General features: G+C 40.9%; 7 protein-coding genes. 3 read left to right on the forward strand and 4 right to left on the reverse strand.

The genetic code is table 11. From position 1 onward, the window contains the following. Window positions 1-259: 259 nt before the first annotated feature. A complete protein-coding gene (locus EDC41_RS13175) occupies window positions 260-556 on the reverse strand; it encodes a hypothetical protein (RefSeq protein ID WP_006252944.1) in 297 nt (98 codons plus the stop codon). Window positions 557-714: 158 nt separating this feature from the next. On the opposite strand from EDC41_RS13175, the gene EDC41_RS13180 reads away from it, so the two are divergent. Then, window positions 715-1542, forward strand: a complete 828-nt coding sequence (locus EDC41_RS13180; protein WP_115262427.1) for a hypothetical protein — start codon at window positions 715-717, stop codon at window positions 1540-1542. A gap of 30 nt (window positions 1543-1572) precedes the next feature. Here EDC41_RS13180 and EDC41_RS13185 read toward each other — a convergent pair whose 3' ends face one another. The 3 genes from EDC41_RS13185 to EDC41_RS13195 are packed head-to-tail and all read right to left on the reverse strand — an operon-like array spanning window position 1573 to window position 3915. Continuing rightward, window positions 1573-2400 carry a DUF7946 domain-containing protein gene (locus EDC41_RS13185; RefSeq protein WP_006252070.1) on the reverse strand — a complete coding sequence of 276 codons (828 nt, stop codon included), beginning with the start codon at window positions 2398-2400 and terminating at the stop codon, window positions 1573-1575. A 16-nt stretch (window positions 2401-2416) separates the two neighbouring features. Then, window positions 2417-3256: a helix-turn-helix domain-containing protein gene (locus tag EDC41_RS13190; RefSeq protein WP_006252071.1), complete on the reverse strand. Its 840-nt coding sequence runs from the start codon at window positions 3254-3256 to the stop codon at window positions 2417-2419. After that, window positions 3256-3915: a S24 family peptidase gene (locus tag EDC41_RS13195; RefSeq protein ID WP_006252072.1), complete on the reverse strand. Its 660-nt coding sequence runs from the start codon at window positions 3913-3915 to the stop codon at window positions 3256-3258. Before EDC41_RS13195 ends, EDC41_RS13190 begins: the two co-directional genes overlap by 1 nt. Before the next feature lie 96 nt (window positions 3916-4011). Here EDC41_RS13195 and EDC41_RS13200 point away from each other — a divergent pair, with 96 nt between their 5' ends. After that, window positions 4012-4206, forward strand: a complete 195-nt coding sequence (locus EDC41_RS13200; protein ID WP_006252073.1) for a helix-turn-helix domain-containing protein — start codon at window positions 4012-4014, stop codon at window positions 4204-4206. A 48-nt stretch (window positions 4207-4254) separates the two neighbouring features. Next, complete coding sequence (locus EDC41_RS13205) at window positions 4255-4698, forward strand: YmfL family putative regulatory protein (protein ID WP_115262426.1); 444 nt, start codon at window positions 4255-4257, stop codon at window positions 4696-4698. Window positions 4699-4814 lie beyond the last annotated feature (116 nt).

The raw sequence follows: 4814 nt of genomic DNA on the forward strand, positions 1-4814 counted from the left end.
CCAAAGGGCATAACGCTTTGAAGTAGTGGGCGTTTTAAGGGCTGCCTCCGACTTTCGTCTTCCTACTTTTCACCATTAGGCTTAAAGCGGTTTTGTCTAGATTGTTAAAGAGCATTGAGCCGTAGCTCGTTTTGATGGGGTAATAATACAATATGTGTTAAATATAAATCAATGCAAATAGAGTTAAAATACACACAAAATGTATTGATTGCTTGTTTTTTGAGCGGCAAGGATGAAAAGCCCCTTACGGGGCTTGTTATTATGAGTTGAACCATTCAAAGATTTGTTGTTTGAGTTCGAAGTCTTGAATAGTGGGGTAGAGAGCAAGCAAGGTTTCTTCAACAAGGCGGATTATTGCCGCTTGCTGAGTAGTTGCCTCTGCTTGTTCTGCTAATGGGCTTTGCAGTTGTTGCAGTGCTGGAAGTGTTACTGTGATAAGCTCGTGTTGTGTGTGAGCTAATTTTAACAAGCGTAACAGTAAGCTCATTTCTGCAGTGGATAATAGTTCAGCAGTTGAGCTAGTGGCGTTAGGTAAGATATTAATTGTATTTGACATAATGATCTCCAATAATCTAAAACAAATATTGTCCCGAGTATCAGCGACATTGTGTGATTACCGAGGTGTTTTAGTTGTGGATTACACTTGTCTGTATGGCTATAGGATAGCAAATTGTTTATAATTTTCTGTGATCTATTTAACATTTTGAGGACGTTATGGATAAAAATTTTAATGACATTTATCAATCGCTCGCTAGCGATTTAGTCAATGATATTTTTTATGCTCAAGGCCTATCTAACCGTGGCAAGGTGGCATTAATAAGGCAATATACCGAGATTCTGGTTAGGGCAATGCTTAAAATTGAGGCGAGTGAGCGTTTAACATTGGGGGACAAGAAAGTAACCCGTTTTTTAGCCGAATATCGGCTTAAAAGTTCCTACCATTGCTCGGTAGTGCAGGCGGTTGAATATATCCGTGATTTAGGTAATTCTGCTACTCATACGCTTTATACCGGCACTATTTCATCATTTCAAGTAAGCCAAGCAATTTTCTGTTTGGCAAAAATTTACGCCAGCTTTTTTGTTGATTATTTCCACCGGTTTAAATTTGGTTACAACCCTGTGGCAATGGCATTATTTCAGCTTTTACCACCACGTTTCCGTTTGCTGGTATTAATTACATTGCACCGCCAGCTACCGCAAGATTTTGCGATTACAGAAAAGATGATTATCCTGCTGTTTAAAGTGCGTGGCATTGAGCGAATGAAGTGGTGGGTAGAGCGCAACAAGGCAAAATTAGAGCAAATTTCTCATTATTACGATTGTAATGAGGCTGATGTAAAGGCGATCATCAAACAAGATTATACCGCCTATGATGTGGCGATTGCCAAGATGAACCTGAATATACACCCTACGCCTTATGAGAGTTTTGAACGCTCAGCAGAGCGGTATCGGGACTATGTGGCGGAAATGAGTCTTTACCAAGTGCCGGAAGTTGTCGAGTTAAAAGGGATAATGGATTTTGTGTATTTGGGGTTGAGGTAAGAAAAAGCCCGCTGATGGCGGGCAGAAAATTTAGTGAATATCCATAATCGTCAGTTTGATGATTTCGCCGTCTTTTATGGTTGCTTTGCCGGTTACTTTGATTGCTTTGTTTTGAGCAAAGGCTTGTAAATAAGGATTCTCTGCACTGCCAAATAGCGGATCTGAAATCACCGCATTTGTGCGTTGCTCAGCGTTATTGATGTTTACTTTACAAGTTGCTTTAACTTTATCCAGCTCTGAAATCAGTATATCAAATACCTGAATCCCGGTTATTTCATTTTCAGACAAGGACATAATCGATTCTTTGTCTGACTCATTAATTATGCCTATAGACTGCTTGGTTTGTGTATCAATAATGGAGATTGTTTTACAACTTTCCCCGATTGGCGAAACAGCAAGTCTTGCTGCAGGGCGAAGCTCTTCCGCCATTTTTTCAATGGTGGAAGCCAGTCTTTCAATAACAGCTTGATCTCGATTACCCAAAGCCTCTATAGCCTTGTCTAACGAGTCTTTCAACATTTTCATTTCTTCTGTTTTTGCCTTGTTTCGCTGGAAAATATAAGGGATAACCGCTGCAAGCAGTATGCCAAATGAACCGGATAATATCTGATTCTGTTGAGCCCAGTTTAATACCATATCAACCGAAAAGCAATTCGCTCTGACTTCTTGTGCATAAGTTTTCACGCTATGCATAGAAAAACTTTTAGAGTAGGTTTGAGTAACTGAAAAATGACCAGCAGTTGAAATGATGCGAGCAAAGCCTTGTAAGGCTTCGCCGAGGCTGTAAAGATCAACCTGATGCTCTGTTGCATCCAATCCGTCAAATCTAAGGGTTAATCGGGTTATTTCTGTTGGCATTGTTACTCCTTATTAATTATCTCGGCGGCTTAATAATGGCGGCGATGTATTCCATTGTCTCAATTTGGCTTGGGTCAAAATCGGTATCTTGTTGCATTGTATTAGGATCAGCATATCGCCATTCTTTATTTCTGCCGGTCAGTAATACCCTAATCATATATCTGCCGTCTTTGAGTTTAATCAACACTTCATCATAGCTTTGGAGCTTCGCTCCCGGCTCTACCACGATATATTCGCCACTCACAATGCGAGGCTCGAGTTTTTCGCCATCAATCCGTACTGCATAGGCACGCACATCTTGAGAGAAGTAATGTAGTGACAATTCGTCTTCTAGCGTTAATTTCTCCCCGATGTCCTGCCCCCTAAATTTTAAGGCGGCACTGACTTTGAGTTGTGGTGTATTTGTATCAAAAATACCTGAGGTCAAAGAAATTGTGGCGTCGGTATGTAATACCACATCGACAATCCCTAATCGCTCCAATAATTTAGCAATAGTGTAAATATCCGCTTCTCTACGGTTACTAAGCCAATTCCCAACCGTTGCTTGAGAAACCTCAAATTCATCTGCCAACTCAGCTTGTGAAAGCCCTAGGTTTTTACGTCGCTGTTCAGCTAATTCATACCAGTGTATTCTTTGTTTACTTTGTATATCGACTATTTGGCTATCTGAATTAAAGGTAACTTGAGTTATGCCTAATGCGTGGAAAATTTTTAATATGGTTGCTAGTTCAGGCTCACGTCGTCCATTTAACCAATTTCCAACAGTGCCTTGCTCAACGTTTAATTTATCCCCCAGCTCTACTTGGGTAAGCCCGCATATTTTCCTCTGCTGCTCTGCGAACTCATACCATTTCATTACCGAATCACCTTACTCTCTTTCGCAAAGCCTTCGATTCGATACATTGTGATTGCATCTTCCTCAACAGCCATACGCAACATATCTTGATTCAGGTCGGCTAAGAAAACGGGGTCGCCCTCTTTTTTCGCTAGTTCGACTAAACGTTTGATTGCATATTCTTCCGTTTCTTTGAAATACACCAGCACTTCGTCTGTTTCGAGTGGTTTTTTATTTGGATCGATCACCACAAATTCATTGCGGCGAATACGAGGACTGAGAGCCGTGCCTAAAATTTGATAAGCCTCTGAACGAGGGGAAGAGGCTCTAAAATCAATAAATTGTTTTTGCTCAGCGGTTTTGAGTGTCGCCTTTTCTACGGCATTGCCCATTTCGGGGAAGCCGAAAGCGAGCGAGCCTTTTACCGGCACACCTTCAATTTTATTGAGTTTATAGCTTTCTCTTACAGACATTAAACAGTCTGCACTATGTAGTGTTACGCTATCAATGCCTACTAAGTAAAGCATTTTGGCTATTTGGTCGAGGTTTGGCACTCTACTTTCATTTAACCAACTTCCTAAACCAGAAGATGAAACTCCCACTCGCTCTGCAAAAACAGTTCGATGAATATCCAGCTCTTTAATTCGACGTTTAACAATGTCATTCCATTTCTCTTTCATAGGTGCATTTTACCTCATAAAACCAGTAAATAAGTTATCTCCTCTTTACAATAAATAACACTAAATGTATAATTGCACATTAAGAGGTTTTAATTTATGAATAAAATTAGACAATTCCGGCGGGCTATAGGGTTATCTCAACAAGAATTAGCGTCTGTAATTGGTGTTACCACTGGTGCTATTGGATTCTACGAAAGAGGTTTACGAGAACCCAACCTAGCCACGATTAAAAAACTTGCTGAAGCCTTAAACTGCAAGCCAGCGGATTTATACCCGGTGCTTGAAGGTTAGTTTAGGCTTTTGGCTGAAAATGAAAACCACAAAAAACGATAGGAAATTATGACGATGAAACAGACGATTATCGAGATGATCGAGAGTTGCACCGGTGGCAAATCGGCTGTAGCCGGCTTTCTTGGATTTACTGAGAGCGAGCTAAACAACCGCTTATACCAAACCAAAGGACAACGCTTTAAGGACGAAGAGCTGATTGCGATTGAGCAGGAATTTGGCGTAAGCCATTGGAGTGATGAAATTAATCGTCAGCTTGGCAAGGTGGCGTTTTGTGTGCCGAATGCAGACGAGCTAGATGCGGAGGGACTTTCTGAACTGCAGTTACACGAGCTTGCGAAACGAGGCTTGTTATTTGCAGAGCTGGAAAAGGCATTGGCGGACGGCGAGGTTACTCAAGCCGAGGCTGAGGTATTAAGTAAGCTATTAAACCGTTCGCAATGTGCAACGGCAAAGGTGATTACAGCAACCATTGAGCTGTATAGCAAACGTTAGGCAATAAAAAACCACCGCTGTAACGGTGGCTCTTTAAAACTAAACAACGAAAGGTATTTTCGATGAATCAATTATTAAACATTTCAGAACAGAAATCAAGCATTACGATGAGTAGT

The organism is Mannheimia haemolytica (assembly GCF_004342115.1).
Lineage (GTDB): Bacteria > Pseudomonadota > Gammaproteobacteria > Enterobacterales > Pasteurellaceae > Mannheimia > Mannheimia haemolytica.